This is a genomic window from Cellulomonas sp. PhB150, assembly GCF_003755175.1.
In the GTDB taxonomy this organism is placed as follows: Bacteria; Actinomycetota; Actinomycetes; order Actinomycetales; family Cellulomonadaceae; genus Cellulomonas.
Map to the genome: position 1 here is coordinate 39,541 of NZ_RKHX01000002.1, position 26,976 is coordinate 66,516.

The following is a 26,976-nucleotide window of genomic DNA, read 5'->3' on the forward strand; positions in this document are numbered from 1 at the left end:
CCTCGGCGTGGGACCGGGTCCCGAGCGAGCGGGTCCCGGTAACCTCGTGGCCACACGTGCGCCGTACCGTCCGTGGGGACGAGAGGAGACGTCGATGGAGAAGCCGACGCTGCAGGGGGAGATGATCACCCTGCGCCCCATCCGGGCGGACGATTCCGACGCGATGTGGCTGTCGCTCGACGACCCCGAGGGCACGCGCCTGACCGGGACCACGGAGAAGTTCACGCGCGAGCAGATCGACGCCTGGTGCGCGAGCCGCGCCACCGCCGAGGGGCGCTACGACTTCGCGGTCACGGCGAACGGTGACGACAGCTTCCGCGGCGAGATCGTGCTCAACGAGGTCGACGAGGTGGTCCGCTCCGCGAACCTCCGGCTCGCGATGGGTCCGACCTACCGGGGGCGCGGGTACGGCACGGAGGCGATCCAGCTCGTGCTCGGGTTCGCGTTCGACGGCATCGGGCTGCACCGTGTCGAGCTCGACGTGCTGAGCATCAACGCGCGCGCCAAGTCGCTCTACGAGAACCTGGGCTTCCGGGTCGAGGGCCGCAAGCGCGACGCGTACCGCGACGGCGACGGGTTCTGCGACGCGATCATCATGGGCATCCTCGAGGACGAGTACCGCGCGGGTCAGCTCGACTGACCGCACGACGAAGGGCGCGAACCCCGTGGGGTTCGCGCCCTTCGTTCTCCTCCCTGGCCGTCAGCGGAGCCAGGAGTGCTTCTGCACGATCGGCAGGTTGGCCCACCAGCGGCCGAGCCCCCACGTGTCACCGGCGAACGTCAGCGCGGCGATGACCAGGACCAGCGCGTAGATCACGTGGTAGTCGATCAGCGGGTTGGTGGAGCCCTGCTGCAGCGGCCACTCGGCCACCCACATCATCGCCATGATGAGCGAGCCGGCGACGGCCGAGACGCGCAGGCCGATGCCGAGCATGACGGCCACGCCGACGCCGAGCATGCCGAGCATGAACAGCCAGTCGGTCAGCGGGCTGGCCAGGTTGGCGAAGACGTCCTTGAACGGGCCGATGGCGCCGAACTTCATGAAGCCCTGGCTCGGCGTCCCGCCGTTGATCCAGGAAGCGGTCGGGCTGCCCTCGGCCACGGCGGCGCCGGTGCTGTAGTGCAGGCCGAAGGTCTTGTCGAGGAAGGCCCACAGGAAGATGAATCCGGTGGCCAGGCGTGCCAGCGCGAGAGCGATGCGGGCCTTGCTCGACGTGACGACGGACGACTCGGTGACGGTGGCGGTGGGGACTTCGGCACTGCGGAGGGCGGTCATCTTCTTGGCTTTCCAGGAGGGCGGTGGGGCGTCGTCGTCGGCGCCGTAGCTCCACTCTTGTGTGCGTTCGGTGAAGAACCGCGGGACGTTTGTCCCGACTTCACCGACCCCGGCCGTACGCCTCCAGCGCGGCCTCGCGCTCGACCTTGTGATCGACGATCCGCTCGGGGTAGCCGGCCGGCACCCCGACCCGCCACGGCTGGTGCACGGCCTTGCCTGCGATGCCCCGCAGCTCCGGCACCCACCGCCGCACGTAGTCGCCGTCGGGGTCGAACTTCTCGCCCTGCAGCACGGGGTTGAACACCCGGAAGTACGGCGCGGCGTCGCGGCCGGTGCCGGCGACCCACTGCCAGTTCAGCTGGTTCTGCGGCACGTCGCCGTCGACGAGCCACGCCATGAAGTGCTCGGCGCCGCGCTGCCAGCGCTGGTGCAGGTCCTTGACCAGGAACGACGCGACGACCATCCGGACGCGGTTGTGCATCCACCCCGTCGCCAGCAGCTGGCGCATCCCGGCGTCGACGAGCGGGTAGCCCGTGCGGCCCTGGGTCCAGGTGACGAAGGCCTCGTCGGCCGCCGCGCCCTGCGCCCAGGAGTCCTCCGGGACGACGACCCGCAACGACCGGCTCGCGGCCGACGGGTGGTGCCACAGCACGTCCGCGTGGAACTCGCGCCACGCGAGCTCGGAGCGGAACGTGGCGACCGACGCGCCCTGCTGGGGGGCGAGGTCGGCGAGCAGCGTCCGGGGGTGCAGCTCGCCGAACTTCAGCGGGATCGACATCGACGAGGTGCCCTCGACGTCGGGGCGGTCGCGCTCGGTGCCGTAGTCGTCGAGCGCCTCGTCGAGGAACCGGTGCCAGCGGTCGTGTGCCGCGCGCTCGCCGGCCGGCGGGAGGTCGACGTCCGGTTCGGGTGCGTCGGGTACGCCGTCCGTCGGCACCTCTGCCCAGCTCGGCGAGCGGGGGAGCGGCGCAGGGGCGGACCAGCCGTGGTCGAGCCACGCGTTGCGGAACGGCGTGAACACCTGGAACGGGGTGCCCGCCCCGGTGCTCAGGCGGCCGGGCGCGACCGCGTACGGGGAGCCGGTGGGGATGAGCTCGGCGTCGTCGAGGGCCCGCGCGACGGCCTCGTCGCGTCGTCGCCCGTACGGCTCGGTCGCGGCGGTGACGTGCACGGAGCCGGCCCCCACCTCCCGGGCGACGGCCGGCACCACCTCGGTGGCCCGGCCGGTGCGCACGACGAGGCGCCCGTCCAGCTCCTCGTCGAGCGCGCGCAGGGACGCGGCGAGGTAGGCCAGCCGGGGCGCACCGGCGGTCCGCCACAGGGCCGGGTCGACGACGAACAGCGGGACGACGAGCCCGTCGTCGTCGCGTGCGCGGTCGACCGCGGCGACCAGCGCCGGGTTGTCCGCGAGGCGCAGGTCGCGTCGGAACCAGTGCACGCTCGCCACCGGGTCACCGTATTTCCCGATCCCGCACTCGGCGAACGCTGGTGCCCGGCGTGCTGACCGGCCACGATGGAGCGATGACCAGGGCGGACGAACCGGGCGGGCCTGACGTGGCAACGGTCGAGCACCACGTGGTTCCGCGAGACCATGCGTTCTTCGGCCACCCGCTCGGCCTCTTCACGCTGTTCGGCACCGAGCTCTGGGAGCGGTTCAGCTACTACGGGATGCGCGCCATCCTGCTGTACTACCTGACGGACTCGATCGCCAACGGCGGCCTCGGGATCGAGCAGACCTCGGGCGAGGCGCTCGTCGCCGCCTACGGCGCGTCGGTCTACCTGGTCTCGGTGCTCGGCGGCTGGCTCGCCGACCGCGTGATCGGCGCCCGCCGCTCGGTGCTCTACGGCGGCGTCGTCATCGCCGCGGGCCACGTCTTCCTGTCCGTGCCCGGCGCCGGCTTCACGTTCACGGGCATCGTCCTGGTGGCGCTCGGCACCGGCCTGCTCAAGCCCAACGTGTCGAGCATGGTCGGCGAGCTGTACGACCGCGACGACCCGCGGCGCGACTCGGCGTTCTCGATCTTCTACATGGGCATCAACATCGGCTCGCTCGCCGCGCCCTTCGTCGTCGGCGCGGCGAACGAGATCTGGGGCTACCACGCGGGCTTCGCGGTCGCGGCCGTCGGGATGGCGATCGCCCTGGTGTTCTTCGTGCTCGGCCGCGGGCTGCTCGGCGGCGCGGGCGAGGTCCCGCCCAACCCGCTGACGCGCGCGGACCGCGTGCCCGTCATCCGACTGTTCGTGGCGGTCGGGATCGGTGCGGCGGTCGCCGTGGTGATCGCCTACCTGGTCCAGGGCGACTTCACGGTCGACACGTTCGTCGACGCCCTGTCCTACATCGCCCTCGCGGCGCCGGTCGCCACGTTCTGGGTGATGTTCCGCTCGCCCAAGGTCTCGGCACCCGAGCGCTCGCGGCTGCGCGCCTACGTGCCGCTGTTCATCGCCGCGATGCTGTTCTGGATGATCTTCGAGCAGGCCTCGAGCACGCTGTCGACGTACGCGAAGGACTTCACCGACCGCACCGTGGCCGGCATCACGATCTCGCCGACGTTCTACCAGTCGCTCAACCCCGGCATGATCATCGTCCTCGCGCCGGTCTTCGCCTGGCTGTGGCTGAAGCTCGACGACCGGCCGCCGACCGCCGTGAAGTTCGCCATCGGGCTGACGTTCGTCGCGCTCTCCTTCGTGTTCCTCGGCGCCGCGGCGTGGGTGGCGGGGGACGAGAAGTCGCCGTGGTGGGTGCTCGTCGTGGTCTACCTGATCCAGACGATCGGCGAGCTGTGCCTCTCGCCCGTGGGACTGGCAGCCACGACGCTGCTCGCACCGAAGGCGTTCCGCGGCCAGGCCATGGCGCTGTGGTTCCTCGCCACGAGTGCGGGCAACGCCATCACCGCCCAGCTCGTGCAGGCCACCGCCGACGTGAGCAACTCGGCCTACTTCGGGGGGATCGGGATCGTCGCGCTCGTCTTCGCGGGTGGCATGTTCGCTCTCTCGCCGTGGGTCACCCGGCACATCCGCGAGGGCGCAGACGCCGTGGGTGGCCCCGCGAAGTAACGGCACGCGCGACACCGGGACGGGGCTTCGGCCGACGGGGTGCGGCGAGGACACGGGCTTCCGCCGACAGGGTGCGGCGAGGACACGGGCTTCCGCCGACGGGGTGCGCCGAGGGCGCGGGATTCCAGCCGACGAGGCGCCCTCAGCGGTCTCGCGCGACCGGCCGAAGGGGCAATGCTCAACCGGCGAGGCTGACCTGGGCCGAGAGGTCCTGGGTGCGCAGCGCGTCGAGGAATCGCGTCGGTGTACCGATGGCGCGTTGCCACCCGTCCCCGCCACGGTCCTCGCCACCGTCTTCCCCGCCCTCTTCCCCGCCTCGGCCCGGTCCGGCGCGGGTCAGTGCGCGCAGCCATGCGGGTGCCCGGACCTCGGGGATGCCGTTGCGGGTGCGGATCTCCCAGCCGGAGGTCTCGATGGTGCGGTGGTGGTACCAGCACAGCAGGCACCCGTTGGACGTGTGGGTGCCCTCGGGGTCGTCCTTGTGCGGCGTGATGTGGTGGACCTCGCACCACCCCGCAGGGACCTGGCAGCCGGGGATGACGCACCCACCGTCTCGCAGGGCGATGGCGCGGCGTTGCTGCCCGGTGAAGCACCGCTCCGGCGACCACAGACCCACGACCGCCCCGAGGTCGTCCAGGGCGATGCGCTGGATCGTGCCTGCGCAGGCGAGCTGCACGGTGGCGTCCATCGACAGGGGCAGTGGCCCACCGAAGCGGTCTCCGCTGAACGTCGCCGCGGTCCCGCGGCCGGCCTCGAGGTCGGACTGGCGCACGGAGACCAGCACGGTGGGGGAGTTGCCGGCCACCGACCGCTGCTCGGCCACGCGCGCCGCCGCACCGAGCGCCGTCGCGAGCACGTCGTGCATGAGCTGCGGCCGTGTGCGCGGGTCGTCGGGCAGAGCCGACGGGCTCAGAGGAGTGTCCTCTGCGCTCGGGTCGTCGCCGGGGTCCCACGCGTCGGCGTCGGCAAGGTGAGCGTCCGGAGCGTCCGGAGCGTTCAGCAGGTCCAGGGCGTCCGGGCCGTCGGCGGCCGAAGGCGGGACTGCGCCAGGAGCCGCGACGTCCGGCGTCCGAGGATTGGTGCAGGCGTCGGCGAACGCGGCGAGGGCGGCGGCGACCTCGGGCAGCAGCAGCCCGTTCAGCCGGACCAGCCCGCGGTAGGTGCCGCCCAGCCGCAGCGAGCGGTGCGCCAGGTCGGTCTCGGGCGGCTCGGTGCCGTCCTGGTCGAGGAACGCCGCCCATGTCGCCGCCTGGACGCGCACCGAGTCCGCATCCGCCGGCGGAACCCCGCCGGGCTCAGCCGCCGAGCACGCGGCCACGAGCTCCCTCTCGGCCACCGCCACCGGCGCGTCACCCGCTGCTGCTCGGACCGGGTCGAGGTGGTCGACGATCGTCAACGCCGCATCGGTGCTGATCCGCCCCTGTGCCATCGCGGCACCCCACGTGCGCGAAGGGGGACGGCAGCGGCTGACCTGTCAGGCCCGTCGACTCCCGAGTCGCCCGACCCAGGCGCAGCCAGCGTGAGACGGACGTCTGAGCGGCGCCCGTCACGCGTCGGATCAGCTCGCGCGAGGTGCGGCACCCTCGGCTCGCCGCCAGCCCGTCCCGCCCGTGGGCACGACTGCTGCGCTCGTCGACCTCCACCGCCATGGCGATGCGCCACGCGTCGACCTGCCGCGCGAGAGCCTCGACCGTGACCAGCCCGCCGAGGAGCTCGTCATCACCCCACGTCGTGATCTCGTGGCACGGCAGCGCAGACGGCCCGGCCCCGAGCGCGGCGCGCACGTGCGCCGCTGCATCGGTGACCGTGGCGGTGTCTGTCATGTGCTCATCGTCCCATCGACCACTGACACGACGTCGAACGTACGTGCGAATCAGAGGGCCCGTGGCCGATGTACTCGGTGGGTACGGGCGCGTGGTCGGGGCGTAGGTGCGGGTGTCAGTGGTGCGTGCCACGGTGGACGCATGGCCTCCTCGAAGCTGAGCTCGTCCGCTGTCACCGACGCCGTCGACGCCCGCCACTGGCGCGTGATGCTCCACCGCCTGCGCGCGACATTCACCGCGCCGGACTTCGCCGCCGCGGCGGCGTTCGTGGCGCGCGTGGCCGCGGTGGCCGACGACCACGACCACCATCCCGACGTCCTGCTGCGCTGGGGGCAGGTCACCGTCACGACCTCCAGCCACGACGTCGGCGGGCTCACGCAGCGCGACGTCGACCTCGCCGCCGCGGTCTCCGCGGTCGCCGACGAGCTGGGCCTGGGGACCGCGGTGGAGCGCTCGGAGATCCTCGAGATCGCGGTGGACGCGCTCGACATCGCGGCCGTGCGCCCGTTCTGGGCCGCGGTCTTCGGGTATGACACGGCCGACGACGGGAGCGAGGTCAGCGACCCGGCCGGGGTCGGGCCGACGGTCTGGTTCCAGCAGATGGACGAGCCGCGTCCGCAGCGCAATCGGATCCACTTCGACATCACGGTCCCGCACGACCAGGCGACCCAGCGCGTGGAGGCGGCCGTCGCCGCCGGTGGCCACCTGGTGAGCGACGAGGCCGCGCCGGCGTTCTGGATCGTCGCCGACCCCGAGGGCAACGAGGTGTGCGTGTGCACGTGGCAGGGCCGGGCGAGCGCCTGACCTGCGGCGCTGCGCCCCCTCGGGGCCCGTGGACCACGAGGCGGACGCCCCGCGAACGTCGCCGCAGGCAGACGTAGCCTGACGCGGCAGCCGCGCGGTGCGGCCGCTCTCGCGTGTTGAAGGAGCTGACCGGTATGAGCCGCCCCCTGCGCTCTCGGACGTCCACCCATGGCCGCAACATGTCCGGCGCCCGCGCCCTGTGGCGCGCGACCGGCATGGGCTCGGAGGACTTCGGCAAGCCGATCATCGCGATCGCGAACTCCTACACGCAGTTCGTGCCCGGCCACGTGCACCTCAAGGACATGGGCGACCTGGTCGCCTCGGCAATCCGCGAGGCGGGTGGCGTGTCCAAGGAGTTCAACACCATCGCGGTCGACGACGGCATCGCGATGGGCCACGCCGGGATGCTCTACTCGCTGCCGAGCCGGGACCTGATCGCCGACTCGGTCGAGTACATGGTCCAGGCGCACTGCGCCGACGCGCTCGTGTGCATCTCCAACTGCGACAAGATCACGCCCGGCATGCTCAACGCAGCGCTGCGCCTGAACATCCCGGTGATCTTCGTCTCCGGCGGCCCCATGGAGGCCGGCAAGGCTGTCGTGGCCAACGGCGTCGCGTCCACCCCGCTGAACCTCATCAACGCGATCAACTACTCGGCCGACGACAACGTGTCCGACGAGGCCCTGGCCGCCGTCGAGGAGGCCGCGTGCCCCACGTGCGGCTCGTGCTCGGGCATGTTCACCGCCAACTCGATGAACTGCCTCACCGAGGCCCTCGGCTTGTCGCTGCCCGGCAACGGCTCCACGCTGGCCACGCACGCCGCCCGCCGCGAGCTCTTCCTCGAGGCCGGCCGCACGATCGTCGACCTGGCCCGCCGCTACTACGAGGACGAGGACGACACCGCGGCGCCCCGCGGGATCGCGACCAAGGCCGCCTTCGCCAACGCCATGACGCTCGACGTCGCGATGGGCGGCTCGACCAACACGGTGCTGCACATCCTGGCCGCTGCTCAGGAGGGTGAGGTCGACTTCGACCTCACCGACATCGAGGGCCTGTCCCGCCGCGTGCCGTGCCTGTCGAAGGTCGCGCCGAACCACCCGAGCTTCCACATGGAGGACGTGCACCGCGCCGGCGGCATCCCCGCACTGCTCGGAGAGCTCGACCGGGCCGGGCTGCTCGACCACGACGTGACGTCGGTGCACACCCCGACCCTGCGCGCCTGGCTCGACGACTGGGACGTGCGCGGGGGCAAGGCGACGGAGCAGGCGGTCGAGCTGTTCCACGCCGCTCCCGGCGGCGTGCGCACCACCGAGGCGTTCTCGACGCAGAACCGCTGGGACCGCCTCGACACGGACGCCGCCAACGGGTGCATCCGCGACCTCGAGCACGCCTACACGGTCGAGGGCGGCCTCGCGGTGCTGCGCGGCAACCTCGCCGAGGACGGTGCCGTGCTCAAGACCGCCGGCATCGACCCGGACGTGTTCCACTTCGTCGGCCGCGCGCTGGTCTGCGAGTCGCAGGACGAGGCCGTCGAGAAGATCCTCACCAAGCAGGTCGAGCCCGGTCACGTGGTCGTCGTGCGCTACGAGGGTCCCGCGGGCGGCCCGGGCATGCAGGAGATGCTCTACCCGACGTCGTTCATCAAGGGACGCGGCCTGGGCAAGGTCTGCGCGCTGATCACCGACGGCCGCTTCTCCGGCGGGTCGAGCGGGATCTCCGTGGGTCACATCTCGCCCGAGGCGGCGGCCGGCGGGACGATCGGCCTCATCGAGGACGGCGACGAGATCGAGATCGACGTCGACACGCGCCTCATCCGGGTCAACGTGCCCGACGAGGTCCTCGCCGAGCGCCGCGCCAAGATGGAGGCCTCGGAGAACCCGTGGCAGCCGCTGAACCGCGACCGCTACGTGTCTCCCGCGTTGCAGGCGTACGCGGCGATGGCCACGTCCGCAGACCGCGGCGCGGTCCGCGACGTGTCGCTGCTGCGCCGCCGCTGAGCAGTCATACCGGTTATACTCGCCGCGTGAAGACGGCGATCTCGGTTCCTGACTCGACCTACAGCGCCGTCGAAGCGCGTGCCGCTTCGCTGGGCATCAGCCGCTCGGAGTTCTACACGCGGGGTGCCCAGCTGCTCCTGGAGCGCACCGACGCCGCGAGCGTCACTGCACGCATCGATGTCGTCGTGGAGTACCTCGGCGCGGCTGAGGCGAGCCACGAGGTCGCCGTCGCCGCAGGGCGTCGAGTGCTCGCGGACGGCGCCGACGAGGAGGCGTGGTGATTGCTCGGGGCGAGGTCTACTGGGCCGACCCGGGGGAGCCGGACGGGAGTCGCCCCGCCCTGCGTCGGCCGGTCGTCGTCGTGCAGGACGACGCGTACAACGCGAGCGCGCTCGCCACCACGCTCGTCGCGGTCATGACGAGCAACACCGCACTCGCAGGGATGCCGGGCAACGTGCTCGTTCCCGCCGGAGCGGCTGGTCTGCCACGCGACAGCGTCGTCAACGTGACGGCACTGGTCACGATGAACAAGCGTGAGCTGGTCGAACGAGCCGGCATGCTGCCTGCGGCCTTGGCCTACGACGTCTCCCGCGGGCTGGCCCAGGTGCTGGGCCTGTAGGCGCGCTCAGTTCGACGAGTCGTGCCGCGGCAGCCGGGCGTCGAGCCAGCTGATGAGGTCGGTCGTGCTGCGGGTCTGCATGAACACCTGCCCGGGCCCGACGAACTCGGCCACCAGCCCCTCGCCGCCCAGGAACGTGGTCTTCCAGGTGCCGGCCTTGCGGATCGAGTACTGCACGGTGCTCTCGAAGGCGACGATGTGCCCGGTGTCGATGACCATCCGCTCGCCCGGCGCGAGCGTCGCGCCGCGGATGCCGCCGTACGCCGCGACGAGCAGGTCGCCCTGGCCGGAGCACCGCAGGAGGATCAGGCCCGCTCCGGAGAAGAACCCCTTCGCCCCGCCCCACGACGAGTCGACCTCGACGCTGAGGTCGGAGGCGAGCCATCCGCCTGACTGCACGAGCAGCTCGTCACCGCCCGGGAGGTGCACCTGGGCGATGTCGCCGGGCAGCGCCGGTGCGATGCCCAACGTCCCGCCCGCCTTGGACGAGAACTCGTTGACGAAGAAGCTCTCGCCGCCGAACGCGCGCCGCAGCCCCTTCATGAATCCGCCGCGGGTGGAGGTCTCCACGGTGATGTCGCCGCGCTGGCTGGCCATCGCCCCCGACTCCACCCGGACCGATCCGCCCGGCTCCAGGGTGATCTCGGCGAATGCGAATGCGGGCCCGTCGTCGATCTGCACGTGCACGGTGGTCTCCTCCTGGCGTCGTCGTCCGGCCACGCCATCATGCCCGGTCCGGCCGCGACCCGTGGGCGGTCGCACGTAGCACCTGACCTGGGCCGGTCCTACACTCCGGAACATGACCGCTACGCCCGAAGTCACCGGTGACGTCGACATCAAGCCCCGCTCCCGCACGGTCACCGACGGGCTGGAGGCGACCGCCTCGCGCGGCATGCTCCGGGCCGTCGGCCTGGGCGACGACGACTTCGCGAAGCCGCAGATCGGCGTCGCGAGCTCGTGGAACGAGATCACGCCGTGCAACCTCTCGCTCCAGCGCCTCGCGCAGGCCGCGAAGGCAGGCGTGCACGCCGCGGGCGGGTACCCGCTCGAGTTCGGCACGATCTCGGTGTCCGACGGCATCTCGATGGGCCACGAGGGCATGCACTTCTCGCTCGTGAGCCGCGACATCATCGCGGACTCCGTGGAGACGGTCATGCAGGCCGAGCGTCTGGACGGCTCGGTGCTGCTGGCCGGCTGCGACAAGTCGCTGCCCGGCATGCTCATGGCCGCCGCGCGGCTCGACCTGGCCAGCGTGTTCCTCTACGCCGGCTCGATCGCGCCCGGCTGGGTCAAGCTCGAGGACGGCACCGAGAAGGACGTGACGATCATCGACGCGTTCGAGGCCGTCGGCGCGTGCGCGCGCGGGCTCATGAGCCGCGAGGACGTCGACCGCATCGAGCGCGCCATCTGCCCCGGCGAGGGTGCCTGCGGCGGGATGTACACCGCCAACACGATGGCCTCGGTCGCCGAGGCGATCGGCATGTCGATCCCGGGCTCCGCCGCCCCGCCGTCGGCCGACCGCCGCCGCGACGCCTTCGCGCACAAGTCCGGCGAGGCCGTGGTCGAGATGCTCCGCCGGGGCATCACCGCGCGGCAGATCATGACCAAGGAGGCGTTCGAGAACGCGATCGCCGTGGTCATGGCGTTCGGTGGGTCGACGAACGCGGTCCTGCACCTGCTCGCGATCGCGCACGAGGCCGAGGTGGACCTCACGCTCGACGACTTCTCCCGCGTCGCGGCTCGCGTGCCGCACCTCGGCGACCTCAAGCCCTTCGGTCGCTACGTCATGAACGACATCGACCGCATCGGCGGCGTGCCCGTCGTCATGAAGGCGCTGCTCGACGCCGGGCTGCTGCACGGCGACTGCCTGACGGTGACCGGCAAGACCATCGCCGAGAACCTGGCCGACGTGAACCCGCCGGACCCCGACGGCAAGATCCTGCGCGCGCTGGACAACCCGATCCACCGCACGGGTGGCATCACGATCCTGCACGGTTCGCTCGCGCCGGAGGGCGCGGTCGTGAAGTCGGCCGGGTTCGACTCCGACGTCTTCGAGGGGACTGCGCGCGTCTTCGATCGCGAGCGGGCCGCGATGGATGCGCTCGAGGACGGCACGATCGTCGCGGGCGACGTCGTGGTGATCCGGTACGAGGGCCCGAAGGGCGGCCCGGGCATGCGCGAGATGCTCGCCATCACCGGCGCGATCAAGGGCGCCGGCCTGGGCAAGGACGTCCTCCTGCTCACGGACGGGCGGTTCTCGGGCGGCACCACCGGCCTGTGCGTGGGCCACGTCGCGCCCGAGGCGGTCGACGGCGGGCCGATCGCCTTCATCCAGGACGGTGACCGGATCCGGCTCGACGTCGCGAACGAGACGCTGGACGTGCTGGTCACGGAGGAGGAGCTCGAGGGCCGCAAGGTCGGCTGGGCGCCGCTGCCCCCGACGTACACGCGCGGCGTCCTGGCGAAGTACGCCAAGCTCGTGCAGTCGGCGTCGAAGGGCGCCGTCCTGATCTGACGGTAGGGCAGACCCCCGCAACGGTCGGTGGGGCTGCCGCACAGACCTCGCCCGACGACGTCCCTAGCGTCGGAGCCATGACGACGACGGACACGACGCCCGCGCCCCGCCCGACCGCCGTGCGACAAGGGTCCCGCATCAGCTGGGCCGTCGTCGTGCTGACGTCCGTGGCGATCGCCACCTACGCGGTCAGCCCGTACCTGGTGCGGTCGCTGGAGGCACTCGCGTCCGACGACGTGGGGCTGGCCCCCGGGTACGCCGGCCGGGGAGCAGCGATCCTCGCGGCCTTCTACCTGCACGTCGTCGCGGGCGGGACCGCCCTGCTCGTCGGGCCGTTCCAGTTCTGGGCGGGGCTCCGCCGACGACGACCGGCGGTGCATCGCGCGCTCGGCCGCACGTACCTCGGCGCGGTCGGCGTCGCCGGCCTCGCAGCCCTGGTACTCGCGCCGGTCAACACCGCGGGCCTCGTCGGCTTCCTCGGGTTCGGCACGCTCGCCGTGCTCTGGCTGCTCACCGCGTGGCGCGGCTACCGGTCCGTCCGGTCCGGCGACGTGCGAGCCCACCAAGCCTGGATGATCCGCAGCTTCGCGCTCACGTACGCGGCCGTGACGCTGCGCGCGTGGACCGGCGTGCTGATCGCGGCGCAGGTCCCGTTCGTCTCGGGCACGTTCGACCCCGAGGCCGCATTCGCCAACGCCTACGCCGCCGTGCCGTTCCTGTGCTGGCTGCCGAACCTCGTGGTGGCCGAGTGGCTCGTGCGGCGCCGGGGCCTGCCGACGGTGCGGATCGTGGAGCTGCGGGACTAGCGTGCGAGGCATGGGAAAGGTGCACGAGTCGATCGACGGTCGCCTGCGGGCGTTCGTCGAGAAGCAGCCGGTGTTCTTCGTCGCGACCGCGCCGAGCGGGCCGGACGGGCACGTGAACGTGTCCCCGAAGGGGATCCCGGGCTCGTTCGTCGTGATCGACGACCACACCGTCGCCTACGTCGACCTCACCGCCAGCGGCTCCGAGACCATCGCGCACCTGCGGGAGAACGGCCGCATCACGATCATGTTCTGCGCGTTCGACGGCCCGCCGAACATCGTCCGGCTGCACGGCCGCGGCCGCTTCGTCACCCTGTACGACGAGGGCTTCGACGACCTGCTCGCGCTGTTCCCCGCCGACCTGCCCGAGGAGCGCGGCACCCGTGCGGTGATCGTCGTCGACGTCGAGCGCGTGTCCGACTCGTGCGGCTACGGGGTCCCGCTCATGAGCTACGAGGGCGAGCGCGACCTGCTGCCGCCGTACATGGAGCGCAAGGGCGTCGACGGCCGCGCGGACTACCGCCGCCTGAAGAACCGCGTGAGCATCGACGGCCTGCCGGGCTTCGACATGGACCCCGCGCCGCGCTGATCAGCGCGAACCCTCAACACCCGCCGCCTCGGTGCCGATGCGCTGAGCATGCCGGGGGTGCCGGCAGCGGGCCGCTCGAGGGGGACGACCAGGCGTGAGTGACGAACCGGCGATCCGGACCAGGGGCCTGCGCAAGACCTACCGGTCGTTCACCCTGCGTGAGGTGGTCGCCGTCGAGGGCCTCGACCTCGAGGTGCCGGTCGGCGGCGTGCACGCGTTCCTGGGGCCGAACGGAGCGGGCAAGACGACGACGATCCGCATGCTGCTCGGCCTGGAACGCCCCGACTCGGGCTCCATCCGGCTGCTCGGTCACGACCTGCCCGACGGCCTCGAGGCTGCGGTCGCGAAGGTCGGCGCGATCGTCGAGCAGCCGCGCTTCTACCCGGCGTTCTCCGGGCGCCGGAACCTGTCGCTGCTCGCCCAGGCCGTCGGAGCCGAGAAGAAGGTCGACGAGCTGCTCGCACAGGTCGGGCTCGCCGACCGCGCTGGTGACCGCTACCGGTCGTACTCCTTGGGCATGAAGCAGCGCCTCGCCGTCGCGTCGACCCTGCTCAAGGACCCCGAGCTCGTGATCTTCGACGAGCCGACCAACGGCCTGGACCCGGCCGGCGTCCACGACGTCCGGACGATCATGCGCACACTGGCCGACGCCGGGCGCACGGTCCTGGTCTCGTCGCACATGCTCGCCGAGGTCGAGCAGGTCGCCGACACCGTCTCGATCGTGGTCGGCGGGCGGCTCGTCGCCGACGGGCGGGTCGCGGACCTCGTGGGTGCGCACGCTCGTGGGGCCGTCCGGGTAAGCGTGACCGATCCCGTGCGAGCGGGAGAGGCGTTCGAGCGGTGCGGCTGGTCCGTGCGCCGGGACGGTGATGCGCTCGTCGTCGAGGGCGTGGACGACCCGGTCGAGGTCTCGCGCGTGCTCGCCCGCGAGGGGGTGGACCTGCGGGAGCTCGCGGCCGAGCGCCCCGACCTCGAGCAGGTCTTCCTCGCACTCACCGGCGCGCCGCGCGACGGACAGCCGCAGGGGGTCGGCGCATGAGGCTCCTGACAGCTGAGCTCGAGCGTTTCCGCTGCCGTCCGGTGCTGGGGCTGGTCGCCGGCCTGCTGCTGCTCGCCAGCGCGGGCTTCGTCGCCATGGCGTGGAGCAGCACGACGCCCGCGACTGCCGCGGAGATCTCGGCGGGCACGCAGGACTACGAGGCTGCCAAGGTCCGGTGGAGCGAGCTCAACGCGCAGTACGTCGAGCAGTGTCGTGCGAGGCAGGCCGACGGGCAGGGCGGCGACAGCGACTGCGAGCCGCCGTACGACTCCGACGACGCTCCGGGGCTCGACTCGTTCCTCCCCGCGCCGCCGTACTTCCCGGCGGAGGTCGGCAACGCGACCACCGGGCTGCGGCTGCCGGTCCTCCTCGCGGCCTTCGCGATGGGTGTCAGCTTCGTGACCGCCGAGTTCGGCGCCCGGACCATGGGCACGTGGCTCACGTTCGCGCCCCGTCGCAGCCGCGTCTTCGCGACGAAGTCCGCCGCGGCGGCGCTCGGCGCGTTGCCGGCCGCGGTCGCGGCCCTCGGGCTCGCCATCGGCGGGATCGCACTCGTCTTCCTGGTCCGCGGGGCAGCCATCGAGGGCGAGGGCGCGTGGAGCGCGCCCCTGGGTGACGCGGCGCACCTGCTCCCTGCGGTGCTCGCAGCCGCTCTCCTCGGAGCCGGGCTGGCGTTCGCGGTGCGCCACGCCGCCGCGGTCACGGGCATCGTCGTGTGGTGGGCGCTCGCCGTCGAGTTCACGCTGCCTCAGGTCGCGCCGCGCCTGGCACCGGCGACGTTCGGCCTGAACCTCCGGGCCTGGTTCGAGGGCAGCGCGAGGTACGCGGTGACGGAGTGCGGGCCGGACCCGGACCTGGCCGGCGCCGTGGGGTGCCACGACGTCGACCGGAGCATCGGCGCCTCGCAGGGTGGCCTCTTCCTCCTGCTCGCGACTGTCGCCGTCCTCGCGCTGGGCGCCGTCGTGTTCCGGCGTCGCGCGGTCACCTGACAGCGCTGCTCATCTGACCGGTCGTTTCGCCCACATCGCGGCCGTGCGACGGGTACGGTTCGGGCAGTCGCGACGACGGGGGCGCGCACGACGAAGGGGGCTTCGTGACCGCTGACCTGGCGATCTCGACGCGTGGGCTGCGCAAGACCTACCGCAAGCTCAACATGACGCGGTCCGTGGCGGTCGAGGGCCTGGACCTCGATGTCCCGGTCGGCGGGGTGCACGGCTTCCTCGGCCCCAACGGCTCGGGCAAGACGACGACCATCCGGATGCTGCTGGGTCTGATCAGCGCCGACTCCGGCACGATGCGCCTGTTCGACCAGGAGCTGCCGAAGGCGCTCCCGGACGTCGTCGGGCGCGTCGGTGCGATCGTCGAGCAGCCGAAGTTCTTCCCCAACTTCTCCGGCCGCCGCAACCTCACGCTCCTCGCGGGGGCCATCGGCGTCGACCCGAAGCTCGTGGACGTCGTCATCGCCGACGTGGGCCTCGCCGACCGCGCGAAGGACCGCTACCGCGGGTACTCGCTCGGCATGAAGCAGCGGCTCGCGATCGCCGCGACGCTCCTCAAGGACCCCGACCTGCTGATCTTCGACGAGCCGACCAACGGCCTCGACCCGGCGGGCATCCACGAGATCCGCGGCATCATGCGTGGCCTGGCCGACCGCGGCAAGACCGTGCTCGTCTCGAGCCACATCCTCAACGAGGTCGAGCTGGTGGCCGACACCGTCTCGATCATCGCCCAGGGTCGGCTCGTCGCGAGCGGCACGGTGAGCGGGCTGCTCGGCGCTGCGGCGACCACCGCGGTGCGCGTCGGGGTGCCGGACCCGGCCGCGGCCGGCCCGGTGCTGGCCGCGCAGGGCTGGACCGCGCGGCTCGACGGGAACCTGCTCGTCGTCGAGGGAGCGCCCGATCCTGGCCGGATCACGCAGGTGCTCGCCGGTGCGGGGATCTTCGTCCACGAGCTCGTCCCGGTGCGCGCCGACCTCGAGTCCGTGTTCCTCGAGCTCACTGCCGGGCAGGGCCCCGGCACGCGTCCGGAGTCGGCGGGCCACGCCCCGCACGGTCGCCGCGCTCAGCAGGGTGGTGCCGAGTGACGCGGCTGGTGCGGGTCGAGCTCGCGCGATTCTTCGCCCGCGTCCTGCTGTGGTGCGTGGCCGTGGGACTCGTCCTGGTCTCCGGGCTGATCGTGGTCGAGGCGTGGCGCTCGTCGGCGCCGCCGTCCGAGGCCCAGATCGCGGAGGCTCAGGGGTACTACCAGGACAACCTCGCCGACTGGCAGGCGAACCACGAGCAGTACGAGGCGGACTGCCTCGAGCAGATCCAGCAGGCGAAGGACAACGGCGACGACACGACCGGCTGGACCTGTGACAACCCCGCGCCCACGCTCGAGAACTTCATCAACGCCAACCCGCCGTTCGCCGAGCAGGGGGCGAACAAGCTCAGTGCCCTGGCCATCCCGCTCGTCCTCGGCCCCTCGCTCATGGCCGTCAGCTTCATCGCGGCCGAGTTCGCGACCGGCGCGATCAGCAACTGGCTGACGTTCGCCCCGAGGCGCAACCGGGTCTACTGGAGCAAGGTCGTGGCGGCCGTCCTGGGCGTGGTCCCGGCCGTCCTGGTCGCGACCGCGGTCGCCGCCGTCGGCATCTGGCTGGCCTACCGCTCCCACGGGACGATCGGCGACCTCGGCCCGCACGGGTACCGCCCCTACGTCGACACGTCCCTGCGGCTGGTGGCCCTCGGCCTCGGCTTCGCGGCCGGCGCCGCAGCGCTCGCCTTCCTGCTGCGGCACACCGCAGCGGTGCTCGGCGTGGTGATCGGCTGGGCCGTCGTCTGGGAGGGCGTGATCGGCAGCGCGATCGCGGGGATGCGGCCGTACACGCTGACGTTCGACATCGCCGCGTGGGTCCAGGGTGGCGCGAGCTACTACGTCGAGGAGTGCACCCGGCAGGACGGGGGAGAGGTGAGCTGCGTCGGCGTCGAGCAGGTCCTGCACATGACGCAGGCGGGCTGGCAGCTCGCAGGTGTCGTCGTGGCGCTCGTCCTCGTCGCGTGGGCGGTGTTCCGGAGGCGCGACGTCGCGTGAGCCAGTTCCACAGAGTGGTCCCGTGAACCACGATGTGAGACGGCGTGACAGCCAGCCTACGGAGGCGTAGCCTCGCTGGCGTGCAGACGATCATCCTCGTAGTACTTCCTGAGCGCGCCGGCTGAGGCCACCCGCACAGGCCTCGTCAGCGCGCTCACCCCTCGTCCGGCCCACGTGGCCTCGAGGGGTTTTCTGTTGTCCGGCCCGGACGACGACCGCAAGGCACGACCCCGCAGCACCACCGCACGCAGGGAGAGAACACCGATGACCGGTCCCCACCCGGCACCGCCGCGCACGCCCGCTCCGCCCGCAAACGGCCCCGCCGTGGTCGCCGCGCAGCGACCCTCCGCCACCCCGGCGGCGAGCTCGATCAGCGAGCCCGTCACCGGCGCGAAGTCGATCGTCCGCTCGCTCGAGGAGGTCGGCGCCGAGGTCGTCTTCGGCATCCCCGGCGGCGCGATCCTCCCGACCTACGACCCCCTGATGGACTCGACGCGCGTCCGCCACATCCTGGTGCGCCACGAGCAGGGCGGCGGCCACGCGGCCGCCGGCTACGCGTCGGCCACGGGCAAGGTCGGCGTCTGCATGGCGACGTCCGGCCCGGGGGCGACCAACCTCGTCACCGCGATCGCCGACGCGCACATGGACTCCGTGCCGCTCGTCGCGATCACCGGGCAGGTCGCCGCGTCGCTCATCGGCACGGACGCGTTCCAGGAGGCCGACATCGTCGGCATCACGCTGCCGGTGACCAAGCACAACTACCTGGTGACGGACCCCGACGACATCCCGCGGGTCATCGCCGAGGCTTTCCACATCGCCTCGACGGGCCGGCCCGGTCCCGTGCTGGTCGACATCGCGAAGTCGGCGATGCAGTCGCAGACCACGTTCACCTGGCCGCAGGAGATCTCGCTGCCCGGCTACCACCCGGTGACCAAGCCGCACGCCAAGCAGATCCGCGAGGCGGCCCGGCTGCTCGCGACGGCTCGTCGGCCCGTCCTCTACGTGGGCGGCGGTGTCATCCGCGCCCGCGCCGCCGCGCAGCTGCGGGCCCTGACCGACGCCTCGGGTGCTCCCGTGGTCACGACGCTCATGGCGCGCGGCGCGCTGCCCGACTCCCACCCGCAGAACCTCGGCATGCCGGGCATGCACGGCACGGTCCCGGCCGTCGCCGCGCTGCAGAAGGCGGACCTGGTCGTGGCGCTCGGCGCCCGGTTCGACGACCGCGTGACCGGCCTGCTGTCGAGCTTCGCGCCCGACGCAGCCATCGTGCACGCGGACATCGACCCGGCCGAGATCAGCAAGAACCGCACCGCGGACGTGCCGATCGTCGGCGACCTGCGCGAGGTGCTTGCGGACCTGCTGCCCGAGCTCGCACGCGAGCACGCGCAGCACGGCAAGCCGGACCTCGAGGCCTGGTGGACGTTCCTCGGCGGCCTGCGCGACTCGTTCCCGCTGGGGTTCGACGAGACGAGCGACGGCCTGCTGGCACCGCAGCACGTCATCTCCCGGATCGGTGAGCTGACCGGGCCCGAGGGGACCTTCGTCGCGGGCGTCGGCCAGCACCAGATGTGGGCCGCGCAGTTCATCAAGTACGAGCGCCCGAACGCGTGGCTCAACTCGGGCGGCCTGGGCACGATGGGCTACTCGGTCCCCGCGGCGATGGGCGCCAAGGTGGGCGAGCCGGACCGCACCGTCTGGGCGATCGACGGCGACGGCTGCTTCCAGATGACCAACCAGGAGCTCGCGACCTGCACGATCAACGACATCCCGATCAAGGTCGCGGTGATCAACAACTCCTCGCTGGGTATGGTCCGCCAGTGGCAGACCCTGTTCTACGAGTCGCGCTACTCCCACACGGACCTGCACACCGGCCACGGCACGCGCCGGGTGCCGGACTTCGTCAAGCTCGCGGACGCCTACGGCGCCGTGGGCCTGCGGTGCGAGTCGAAGGCGGACGTCGACGCGACGATCAAGCGCGCGCTGGAGATCAACGACCAGCCCGTCGTCGTGGACTTCACGGTGTCCCGTGACGCCATGGTCTGGCCGATGATCGCGTCGGGCGGCAGCAACGACAAGATCGAGTACGCCCGTGGCATCAGCCCGGCGTGGGACCGGGAGGACTGATCCAGATGAGCCGTCACACACTGTCGGTGCTCGTCGAGAACAAGCCCGGCGTGCTCACGCGCGTCGCGGGCCTGTTCGCCCGGCGATCGTTCAACATCCACTCGCTCGCGGTCGGCCCCACGGAGCACGACGAGATCTCCCGGATCACCGTCGTCGTGGACGTCGACGAGCTCCCGCTCGAGCAGGTGACCAAGCAGCTGAACAAGCTGATCAACGTCATCAAGATCGTCGAGCTGGAGGATGCCGCGTCGGTGCAGCGTGAGCTGCTGCTGGTCAAGGTGCGCGCCGACGCGTCCCAGCGCACCGGCGTCCTGGAGATCGTCAACCTGTTCCGGGCGCACGTCGTCGACGTGGTGCCCGACTCGGTCGTCATCGAGGCGACCGGGTCACCGGGCAAGCTCGAGGCGCTGCTCGCGGCCCTCGACCCGTTCGGCGTCCGCGAGATCGTGCAGTCCGGCACGGTCGCCATCGGACGCGGCTCCCGCTCGATCACGGACCGGGCGCTCGAGCGCGTCTCGCGCTCCGCCTGATACCTCTTGTCTCGCACGCCCACATCACCTAAGGAGTTCCACCGTGGCTGAGCTGTTCTACGACGACGATGCCGACCTGTCGCTGATCCAGTCCAAGAAGGTCGCCGTCATCGGCTACGGCAGCCAGGGGCACGCGCACTCGCTCAACCTGCGCGACTCCGGCGTCGACGTCACCGTCGGCCTGCGCGAGGGCTCCGCGTCCCGTGCCAAGGCCGAGAACGAGGGCCTCAAGGTCGCCACGGTCGCCGAGGCCGTCGCCGGCGCCGAGGTCGTCGTGATCCTCGCGCCCGACCAGGTCCAGCGCATCGTCTACCGCGACGAGATCGAGCCCAACCTGCAGCCGGGCGCAGCCCTGGTCTTCGGCCACGGCTTCAACATCCGCTTCGGCTACATCAAGCCGGCCGCCGAGCACGACGTGTTCATGGTCGCCCCCAAGGGCCCCGGCCACCTCGTGCGCCGCGAGTACGTCGACGGCCGCGGCGTGCCCGTGATCGTCGCCGTCGAGCAGGACGCCTCGGGCTCCGCCTGGGCGCTCGCGCTGTCCTACGCCAAGGCGATCGGTGGCCTGCGCGCCGCCGGCATCAAGACGACCTTCACCGAGGAGACCGAGACCGACCTGTTCGGTGAGCAGGCCGTCCTGTGCGGCGGCGTCAGCCAGCTCATCCAGTACGGCTTCGAGACCCTGACCGAGGCCGGCTACCAGCCCGAGGTCGCGTACTTCGAGGTGCTGCACGAGCTCAAGCTCATCGTCGACCTCATCTTCGAGGGTGGCATCACCAAGCAGCGCTGGTCGGTCTCCGACACGGCCGAGTACGGCGACTACGTCTCGGGCCCCCGCGTGATCACGCCGGACGTCAAGACGAACATGCAGGCCGTGCTCGCCGACATCCAGAACGGCGCCTTCGCCGAGCGGTTCATCAACGACCAGGACGCCGGCGCGCCGGAGTTCAAGGAGCTGCGCGACAAGGGCCAGAACCACCCGATCGAGCCCGTGGGCCGCGAGCTGCGCAAGCTGTTCGCGTGGGTCAAGCCCTCGGACTCCGACTATGTCGAGGGAAGCGCCGCGCGCTGACCTCACATCTCACCGAACGGCACCCCGGACACCCGGGGTGCCGTTCGTCGTTCGTGCGCAAGGATGGGCGCAACGACGACGAAGGGCTGGCGATGACCGACGAGACGACCGGTGACGACGCGGTGACCGGGGACGACCAGTACGGGGCGCAGAACATCGCGACGGACGCCGACGACCGCATCACGGCGTTCTGGCAGGCCGCCCGCGGCCACGTGGGCTTCGGCAAGATGGAGTCGATCGTCGGCGGCAGCCCGCTGGACGTCGTCCCGCCGCCGTCGTTCTCGTTCGGCGCGGGGGAGGAGGCCGACGCGCTCCTCGCCGAGGTGCTGGCGGGGTCGCGGACCTCGACGTCCGCCCCGCGCGACGAGTTCGGCGACGAGCTGCCGCGCGTCGGCGACCTCGCGATCGTGCTGGACGGTGCCGGCGAGCCCCGCGCGCTGATCCGGACCACGGAGATCGAGGTCGGCGTCGAGGTCGTCGAGCGCTTCGAGCTCGTCTACCCGACGAGCGGCCCGACGCCCGCGGTCGACTGACCGCCACTAGGTGAGATGGGCGTCCCGAGACGTGGGACGCCGGTCTAGGGTGCCAGACATGAGCAGCCACGCCGACGCCCGCACCATCAACCTCGCCGTCGTCGCCGGTGACGGCATCGGCACCGAGGTCGTCGAGCAGGGGCTGCTCGCGCTCGAGGCGGCGCTGACGGGCACCGGCGTGGGCGTCGCGACGACGGACTTCGACCTGGGTGCGCGCCGCTGGCACGCGACCGGCGAGACGCTGACGGACACGGACCTCGACGCGATCCGCACGCACGACGCGATCCTGCTGGGCGCCATCGGCGACCCGAGCGTCCCGAGCGGCGTGCTCGAGCGCGGGCTGCTGCTCAAGCTGCGCTTCGCGCTGGACCACTACGTGAACCTGCGCCCGAGCAAGCTGTTCCCGGGCGTCCCGACCCCGCTGGCGAACCCGGGCGAGATCGACTTCGTCGTGGTCCGCGAGGGCACCGAGGGCCCCTACGTCGGCAACGGCGGTGCGATCCGCGTCGGCACCCCGCACGAGATCGCCAACGAGGTGAGCATCAACACCGCGTTCGGCGTCGAGCGCGTGGTCCGCGACGCCTTCGCCCGTGCGGCGGCCCGTCCGCGCAAGAAGCTCACGCTCGTGCACAAGCACAACGTCCTCGTGCACGCGGGCCACCTGTGGCGCCGCACGGTCGAGGCCGTCAACGCGGAGTTCCCCGACGTGACGGTCGACTACCTGCACGTCGACGCCGCCACGATCTTCCTGGTGACGAACCCGGCGCGGTTCGACGTGATCGTCACGGACAACCTGTTCGGCGACATCCTCACCGACCTCGCCGCCGCGATCACGGGCGGCATCGGCCTGGCCGCGTCCGCGAACATCAACCCAGACCGCACGGCCCCGAGCATGTTCGAGCCCGTGCACGGCTCCGCGCCGGACATCGCGGGCCAGGGCAAGGCCGACCCGACCGCCACCGTGCTGTCGGTCGCGCTCCTGCTGGACCACCTGGGCCTCGCGACCCAGGCGCGCGCCGTCGAGGCGGCCGTCGCGGCCGACATCGCCGAGCGCGCCGGGCGAGTACGGTCGACGGCCGAGGTGGGCAAGGACCTCGCCGCGCGCATCGCCGGCTGACCCTCGCGCGTGCACCCCGGGCCTGCGCCCGCGCGGTTCACCTGTCCTCCCGGCCGTCGTCACCGGTAACGTCAACTCGACCCTGGTGAAAGGCCCCCGCACATGAGCACCCTCACGTCCCCCACGTCGGCAGACCTCTTCGAGGTCCACCGGACCACCACGCCCGTCCCGGACGAGCAGCGCGAGGCAGCGCTGGCCGCCCCGAAGTTCGGCACCGTGTTCACCGAGCACATGGCCCGCGTCTCGTACACGAACGAGTCGGGCTGGCAGGACCGTCGCGTCGAGAAGTACGGCCCGCTGCAGCTGGACCCCGCGACCGCTGTCTTGCACTACGCGCAGGAGATCTTCGAGGGGCTCAAGGCGTACCGGCACCCGGACGGCACCGTCTGGACGTTCCGGCCGAGCGCCAACGCCGCCCGCTTCGCGCGCTCGGCCCAGCGGCTCGCGCTGCCCGTGCTGCCCGAGGCCGACTTCCTGGGTGCGATCGAGGCGCTCGTGCGCACCGACCTGGCCTGGGTGCCGGCCGGCGAGGAGACGAGCCTCTACCTGCGCCCGTTCATGTACGCCTCGGAGTCGTTCCTCGGTGTGCGGCCGTCGCTCGAGGCCGAGTTCCTCGTCATCGCCTCGCCGGTCGGCCCCTACTTCGCGGGCGGCGTGCGGCCCGTCGCGATCTGGGTCGACCAGGAGTTCCACCGCGCGGGGGCCGGTGGCACGGGTGCGGCCAAGTGCGGCGGGAACTACGCCGCGAGCCTGCTGCCGCAGCAGAACGCCTACGACAAGGGCTTCGAGCAGGTCTGCTTCCTCGACGCGTCGACGAACACGCTGCTCGAGGAGCTCGGCGGCATGAACGTGTTCCTCGTCAACGCCGACGGCAGCGTCTCCACGCCGCAGATGTCCGGCTCGATCCTCGAGGGCGTGACGCGCTCGTCGATCATCCAGCTGCTCGTCGACGCCGGCCACGAGGTCTCCGAGCGCCCGCTGCCGATCGCCGAGGTCCGCGAGGGACTGGCCGACGGCTCCGTCGCCGAGGTGTTCGCGTGCGGCACGGCGGCCGTCATCACGCCCATCGGCCGGCTCGCGAGCGACGACTTCGACCTGGTGGTCGGCGACGGCGAGGCCGGTCCGGTCACGACGCGCATCCGGGCCGAGCTCACGGACATCCAGTACGGCCGGTCGACCGACCGGCACAGCTGGCTGCACCGCCTGGTCTGACCACGACGACGAAGGGCCGCCCCGACGCTCGGGGCGGCCCTTCGTCGCGTCCGGGTCAGAGTGCGGGGACGAGCCTCGCGGTGCGGGACAGCACGCCCGAGAGCAGGGACCAGATCGCGATGCCCATCACCAGGTTGACGGCGCCGGCCGAGAGGGCGCGGTCGGTGTCGTCGGTCCAGGTGAGCGGGAGGAGCGCGGCGACGAGCGTGGTCAGGCCCATGATCCAGCCGAAGAACGCGCGCGGCCGGGGCGTCGAGATCACCAGCAGGTGCAGCAGGCCTCCGGCGACGACGGCCGCCACGGCCCCGCCGACCATGTACGCCGCCGTCGCCGAGTCGGTGTCGAACGGGTCCTGGTACGTGAGCTTGATGTCGAGGATGCTCTCGAAGATCACGACGCCCGCCAGGCCGATGAGGGCGGCGACCACGGCCGTGGCGACCACGCCGCCCCAGTAGGGTCCCGCGGCCAGACCGGCCCGCGGCGGCGCGCTGGGAACGGTGGGCAGTGCGGGGTTCGGAGCCGGGGTGGTCGCCCAGGCTGGCGGGGCGACGGCTGGCGGCGCGCTCCCCGGCTGCGGAGCCGGGGGGACGGCGGCGGCCGGGGGGACAGCAGCGGCCGGAGGGACGGCTGCGGCTGGGGGGACGGCGTCGGCCGGCGGCGGGTCGAACCGGCCCGCGGCGGGGATGCGGGTGGTCGGCGGCTGGTCCGGGGGTACTGACATGAGGGCTCCTCGAGCTCGGGTGCCTGGGTCGCACGGCGGGACGGTCGCGCCGGCACGACGCCGGCATCCCGGCCAACGTAGCGAGCGGCGCGCCCGCCAGCCCGATGAACGGGAGGAATCGCTCGAAGGGAGCATGTCCACGACGTGGAACGCGTGACCGCACGCCGGGACGTGTGCCACGATGACGCTGTGACCACCACCTCACGCCTGGCGCTCATTATCGAGTAGCGCATCGACCACCACGTCGATGCGCAGACCTCCCGTACCCCGGGGGGTCTTTTTGTTGGTCGGGCCACCCGCCCGTGCGACTAGCGTCTCGACATCGTCGTCATTCCCGCACCACCCCCGCGGCGCAGGACGACGCAGCACCCGCAGAGCCAGCAGGACCCGGACCGAAGAGAGCCGATCGTGACCGTCCCCTCGTCGCCCCAGTTCCACGTCTACGACACGACCCTGCGCGACGGCGCGCAGCAGGAGGGGATGAACCTGTCGGTCGCCGACAAGCTCGCCATCGCCCCTCTGCTCGACGAGCTGGGGGTCGGGTTCATCGAGGGCGGCTGGCCGGGCGCGGTGCCGAAGGACACCGAGTTCTTCAAGCGCGCGGCGAAGGAGCTCGACCTGCGCAACGCCGAGCTCGCGGCGTTCGGCTCGACCCGCAAGCCGGGCGTCCGCGCGGTCGACGACCCGCAGGTGCGCGCGCTCGTCGACTCGGAGGCCCCCGTCGTCGCGATCGTCGCGAAGCACGACCTGCGGCACGCCGAGCGCGCCCTGCGCACCACGGGCGAGGAGAACATCGCGATGATCGCGGACACGGTCGCGTTCCTCGTGCGCGAGGGGCGGCGCGTGGTCGTCGACGCCGAGCACTTCTTCGACGGCTACCGGTTCGACGCGGACTACACCCGCGCCGCGGTCGTCGCCGGGTTCGAGGCGGGCGCCGAGGTCGTCGCCCTGTGCGACACCAACGGCGGCATGGTGCCGACCTGGGTCGCGGACATCGTGCACGAGCTGCGCGGGGTCGTCGGCCCCGACGCCGTGCTCGGCATGCACGCGCACAACGACTCCGGCTGCGCCGTCGCCAACACGCTCGCCGCCGTCGAGGCGGGGTGCAGCCACATCCAGGGCACGATCAACGGCTACGGCGAGCGCACCGGCAACGCCGACCTGCTCGCGATCGTCGCCAACCTCGAGCTGAAGTACGGACGCTCGGTGCTCGCGGCGGGCGACGGCGGTCTGTCCGAGCTGACCCGGATCGCGCACGCGATCAGCGAGATCACCAACATCTCGCCGTTCGCCCGCTCGCCGTACGTGGGGGCCAGCGCGTTCGCGCACAAGGCCGGCCTGCACGCGTCGGCGATCAAGGTGGACCCGGACCTCTACCAGCACATCGACCCGGCGCTGGTGGGCAACGACATGCGGATGCTCGTCAGCGACATGGCCGGCCGCGCGTCGATCGAGCTCAAGGGCCGCGAGCTGGGGTTCGACCTCGCGGGCCGCTCGGAGCTGCTCGGCCGGGTGACGGACCGGGTCAAGGACGCCGAGGCGAACGGCTACACGTACGAGGCGGCCGACGCGTCGTTCGAGCTGCTGCTGGTCGAGGAGATCGACGGCGAGCGCCCGCAGTACTTCCGGGTGGAGTCCTGGCGCACCATCGTCGAGCGCAGCGGGAGCCGCGGCACGCCCGCGACGGCGGAGGCGACGGTCAAGCTGCACGCGGGCGGCGAGCGGCACGTCAGCACGGGGGAGGGCAACGGCCCGGTCAACGCCCTCGACCACGCGCTGCGGCAGGCGCTCATCAAGGTCTACCCCGAGCTCGAGGCGTTCGAGCTGATCGACTTCAAGGTGCGCATCCTCGACTCGATGCACGGCACGGACGCGGTGACGCGCGTGCTCATCGAGACCAGCGACGGGCAGACCGCGTGGAGCACGGTCGGCGTCGGTCCGAACCTGCTCGAGGCCGCCTGGGAGGCCCTCACCGACTCGGCCATCTGGGGGTTGCGCAACCGCGGCGTCGCGCCGCGCTGAGCGAGTCCGCTGCGCGCACGCGCGTCGCGGCATAGCCTCGGAGGGACAGCACGG

General features: G+C 72.0%; 25 protein-coding genes. 20 read left to right on the forward strand and 5 right to left on the reverse strand.

The window, feature by feature from the left end; all coding sequences use genetic code 11:
• Positions 1–94 precede the first annotated feature (94 nt).
• Positions 95–640 (forward strand): GNAT family N-acetyltransferase, encoded by a 546-nt coding sequence (locus tag EDF34_RS07565; protein ID WP_123370777.1) that lies wholly within the window; start codon positions 95–97, stop codon positions 638–640.
• A gap of 60 nt (positions 641–700) precedes the next feature.
• Here the strand turns inward: EDF34_RS07565 and EDF34_RS07570 are convergent, their stop codons facing one another.
• Positions 701–1,276 carry a DoxX family protein gene (locus EDF34_RS07570; protein WP_123370778.1) on the reverse strand — a complete coding sequence of 192 codons (576 nt, stop codon included), beginning with the start codon at positions 1,274–1,276 and terminating at the stop codon, positions 701–703.
• 100 nt (positions 1,277–1,376) lie between these two features.
• On the reverse strand, positions 1,377–2,723 hold the full coding sequence (locus EDF34_RS07575; RefSeq protein WP_123370779.1) for a deoxyribodipyrimidine photo-lyase: 1,347 nt from the start codon (positions 2,721–2,723) through the stop codon (positions 1,377–1,379).
• A gap of 74 nt (positions 2,724–2,797) precedes the next feature.
• Here EDF34_RS07575 and EDF34_RS07580 point away from each other — a divergent pair, with 74 nt between their 5' ends.
• Complete coding sequence (locus EDF34_RS07580; protein ID WP_123370780.1) at positions 2,798–4,330, forward strand: peptide MFS transporter; 1,533 nt, start codon at positions 2,798–2,800, stop codon at positions 4,328–4,330.
• A gap of 178 nt (positions 4,331–4,508) precedes the next feature.
• On the opposite strand, the gene EDF34_RS07585 is transcribed toward EDF34_RS07580, so the two are convergent.
• Entirely contained in the window at positions 4,509–5,759 is a 1,251-nt protein-coding gene (locus tag EDF34_RS07585) for an HNH endonuclease signature motif containing protein (RefSeq protein ID WP_123370781.1), read from the reverse strand.
• Between the two features lie 535 nt (positions 5,760–6,294).
• Here EDF34_RS07585 and EDF34_RS07590 point away from each other — a divergent pair.
• The 4 genes from EDF34_RS07590 to EDF34_RS07605 all read left to right on the forward strand — a co-directional run bounded on the left by EDF34_RS07590 (position 6,295) and on the right by EDF34_RS07605 (position 9,573).
• Positions 6,295–6,957 carry a VOC family protein gene (locus EDF34_RS07590; RefSeq protein WP_123370782.1) on the forward strand — a complete coding sequence of 221 codons (663 nt, stop codon included), beginning with the start codon at positions 6,295–6,297 and terminating at the stop codon, positions 6,955–6,957.
• Positions 6,958–7,091: 134 nt separating this feature from the next.
• The gene (ilvD, locus tag EDF34_RS07595) at positions 7,092–8,954 is read left to right on the forward strand and encodes a dihydroxy-acid dehydratase (protein WP_123370783.1); all 1,863 of its coding nucleotides are present in this window, start codon (positions 7,092–7,094) and stop codon (positions 8,952–8,954) included.
• 26 nt (positions 8,955–8,980) lie between these two features.
• The gene (locus EDF34_RS07600; RefSeq protein ID WP_123370784.1) at positions 8,981–9,235 is read left to right on the forward strand and encodes a CopG family transcriptional regulator; all 255 of its coding nucleotides are present in this window, start codon (positions 8,981–8,983) and stop codon (positions 9,233–9,235) included.
• Entirely contained in the window at positions 9,229–9,573 is a 345-nt protein-coding gene (locus EDF34_RS07605) for a type II toxin-antitoxin system PemK/MazF family toxin (RefSeq protein WP_123370785.1), read from the forward strand. Before EDF34_RS07600 ends, EDF34_RS07605 begins: the two co-directional genes overlap by 7 nt.
• Positions 9,574–9,579: 6 nt before the next feature.
• On the opposite strand, the gene EDF34_RS07610 is transcribed toward EDF34_RS07605, so the two are convergent.
• Positions 9,580–10,260: a TIGR00266 family protein gene (locus EDF34_RS07610; RefSeq protein WP_199737728.1), complete on the reverse strand. Its 681-nt coding sequence runs from the start codon at positions 10,258–10,260 to the stop codon at positions 9,580–9,582.
• 112 nt (positions 10,261–10,372) lie between these two features.
• Here EDF34_RS07610 and ilvD (EDF34_RS07615) point away from each other — a divergent pair, with 112 nt between their 5' ends.
• The 13 genes from ilvD (EDF34_RS07615) (at position 10,373) to EDF34_RS07675 (ending at position 24,179) form a co-directional block, all read left to right on the forward strand.
• Positions 10,373–12,088: a dihydroxy-acid dehydratase gene (ilvD, locus tag EDF34_RS07615; protein ID WP_123370787.1), complete on the forward strand. Its 1,716-nt coding sequence runs from the start codon at positions 10,373–10,375 to the stop codon at positions 12,086–12,088.
• Between the two features lie 77 nt (positions 12,089–12,165).
• Positions 12,166–12,894 carry a DUF2306 domain-containing protein gene (locus EDF34_RS07620; RefSeq protein WP_123370788.1) on the forward strand — a complete coding sequence of 243 codons (729 nt, stop codon included), beginning with the start codon at positions 12,166–12,168 and terminating at the stop codon, positions 12,892–12,894.
• Between the two features lie 10 nt (positions 12,895–12,904).
• Entirely contained in the window at positions 12,905–13,480 is a 576-nt protein-coding gene (locus tag EDF34_RS07625; RefSeq protein ID WP_123370789.1) for a pyridoxamine 5'-phosphate oxidase family protein, read from the forward strand.
• A gap of 94 nt (positions 13,481–13,574) precedes the next feature.
• On the forward strand, positions 13,575–14,519 hold the full coding sequence (locus EDF34_RS07630) for an ABC transporter ATP-binding protein (RefSeq protein WP_233575263.1): 945 nt from the start codon (positions 13,575–13,577) through the stop codon (positions 14,517–14,519).
• The gene (locus EDF34_RS07635) at positions 14,516–15,508 is read left to right on the forward strand and encodes a hypothetical protein (protein WP_148076594.1); all 993 of its coding nucleotides are present in this window, start codon (positions 14,516–14,518) and stop codon (positions 15,506–15,508) included. The genes EDF34_RS07630 and EDF34_RS07635 overlap by 4 nt, the downstream gene beginning before the upstream one ends.
• Before the next feature lie 164 nt (positions 15,509–15,672).
• Positions 15,673–16,602, forward strand: coding sequence for an ABC transporter ATP-binding protein (locus EDF34_RS07640; protein WP_123371250.1), 930 nt, complete (start codon positions 15,673–15,675; stop codon positions 16,600–16,602).
• Positions 16,599–17,591, forward strand: coding sequence for an ABC transporter permease subunit (locus EDF34_RS07645; RefSeq protein ID WP_123370791.1), 993 nt, complete (start codon positions 16,599–16,601; stop codon positions 17,589–17,591). Before EDF34_RS07640 ends, EDF34_RS07645 begins: the two co-directional genes overlap by 4 nt.
• A 264-nt stretch (positions 17,592–17,855) precedes the next feature.
• A complete protein-coding gene (locus EDF34_RS07650) occupies positions 17,856–19,715 on the forward strand; it encodes an acetolactate synthase large subunit (RefSeq protein ID WP_123370792.1) in 1,860 nt (619 codons plus the stop codon).
• A 5-nt stretch (positions 19,716–19,720) separates the two neighbouring features.
• Entirely contained in the window at positions 19,721–20,245 is a 525-nt protein-coding gene (gene ilvN, locus EDF34_RS07655) for an acetolactate synthase small subunit (RefSeq protein ID WP_123370793.1), read from the forward strand.
• A 43-nt stretch (positions 20,246–20,288) separates the two neighbouring features.
• Positions 20,289–21,317, forward strand: a complete 1,029-nt coding sequence (gene ilvC, locus EDF34_RS07660; RefSeq protein ID WP_123370794.1) for a ketol-acid reductoisomerase — start codon at positions 20,289–20,291, stop codon at positions 21,315–21,317.
• Positions 21,318–21,409: 92 nt separating this feature from the next.
• The gene (locus tag EDF34_RS07665) at positions 21,410–21,850 is read left to right on the forward strand and encodes an ASCH domain-containing protein (RefSeq protein ID WP_123370795.1); all 441 of its coding nucleotides are present in this window, start codon (positions 21,410–21,412) and stop codon (positions 21,848–21,850) included.
• A 58-nt stretch (positions 21,851–21,908) separates the two neighbouring features.
• Positions 21,909–22,967 carry a 3-isopropylmalate dehydrogenase gene (locus tag EDF34_RS07670; protein ID WP_123370796.1) on the forward strand — a complete coding sequence of 353 codons (1,059 nt, stop codon included), beginning with the start codon at positions 21,909–21,911 and terminating at the stop codon, positions 22,965–22,967.
• 102 nt (positions 22,968–23,069) lie between these two features.
• A complete protein-coding gene (locus tag EDF34_RS07675) occupies positions 23,070–24,179 on the forward strand; it encodes a branched-chain amino acid aminotransferase (protein ID WP_123370797.1) in 1,110 nt (369 codons plus the stop codon).
• Between the two features lie 55 nt (positions 24,180–24,234).
• On the opposite strand, the gene EDF34_RS07680 is transcribed toward EDF34_RS07675, so the two are convergent.
• Positions 24,235–24,900: a DUF6069 family protein gene (locus EDF34_RS07680; protein ID WP_233575264.1), complete on the reverse strand. Its 666-nt coding sequence runs from the start codon at positions 24,898–24,900 to the stop codon at positions 24,235–24,237.
• Positions 24,901–25,308: 408 nt separating this feature from the next.
• On the opposite strand from EDF34_RS07680, the gene cimA reads away from it, so the two are divergent.
• Positions 25,309–26,922, forward strand: coding sequence for a citramalate synthase (gene cimA / locus EDF34_RS07685; RefSeq protein ID WP_123370798.1), 1,614 nt, complete (start codon positions 25,309–25,311; stop codon positions 26,920–26,922).
• Positions 26,923–26,976: the final 54 nt, after the last annotated feature.